This is a genomic window from Neisseria sp. P0021.S007, assembly GCF_051956855.1.
Genome location: NZ_JBQCXA010000260.1, coordinates 1 through 884, shown reverse-complemented (window position 1 = coordinate 884; position 884 = coordinate 1). Strand labels below are relative to the sequence as shown.

The window sequence follows — 884 nt, the reverse complement described above, 5'->3', positions numbered from 1 at the left end:
GTTGTTAACATGGTTTCAGACGGCCTGATTGTTTTAAAAGGCCGTCTGAAAATGGTTTAGGCAAATTCGCCGCCGAAGCTCGTAGCACCGGTTTCTGCGCTACTGGTCATGCTGCGGAAGTTGGCGAAAAGTTCGCGGCCGCAACCTTGTTGGTTAGCGCTCAAATCGATGCGTTCGACTTCGCGGGCATTCCATTCGGCTTCGTTAATCAGGACGTTGAGTTCGCCGGTAACGGAGTCGAAGCGGATCAGGTCGCCGGTACGGATTTTGGCGATATTGCCGCCCATCAGGGCTTCAGGCGTCATGTGGATGGATGCAGGCACTTTGCCGGATGCACCGGACATACGGCCGTCAGTCAGCAGCGCCACTTTAAAACCGCGGTCTTGCAGGATGCCCAAAGGCGGGGTCAGTTTGTGCAATTCGGGCATACCGTTGGCACGCGGGCCTTGGTAGCGGACAACGCAGACGAAATCGCGTTCCAACTCGCCGCGTTCAAACGCAGCCAACACTTCGCGTTGGTCGTTGAATACGATGGCGGGCGCTTCAATGATGCGGCAACCTTCGCGCACGGCAGATACTTTAATCACGCCGCGACCGATGTTGCCTTTCATCAGGCGCAAACCACCGTCTGGGGAGAACGGATTGTCGGCTTTGCGCAGGATGTCATCGTTGCCGCTGGTTTCGGGGGCTTCGCGCCATTCGAGTTTGCCGTCGATGAGGAAAGGCTCTTTGGTGTAGTGGCGCATACCGTGTCCGACGACGGTATCGACATCGTCGTGCAATAAGCCTGCGTCCAGCAATTCGCGGATAACGAAAGGCAGGCCGCCTGCTGCGGTAAAGTGGTTCACGTCGGCTTTGCCGTTGGGGTACACGCGGATCAGCAA

1 protein-coding gene is annotated in these 884 nt (G+C 56.9%); it reads right to left on the bottom strand.

Annotated features, from left to right (window positions below):
- Positions 1-56: 56 nt before the first annotated feature.
- Positions 57-884: dihydroxy-acid dehydratase domain-containing protein (locus ACTHUR_RS12665; protein WP_440398841.1), on the bottom strand; the 828-nt coding region annotated here is incomplete at its 5' end.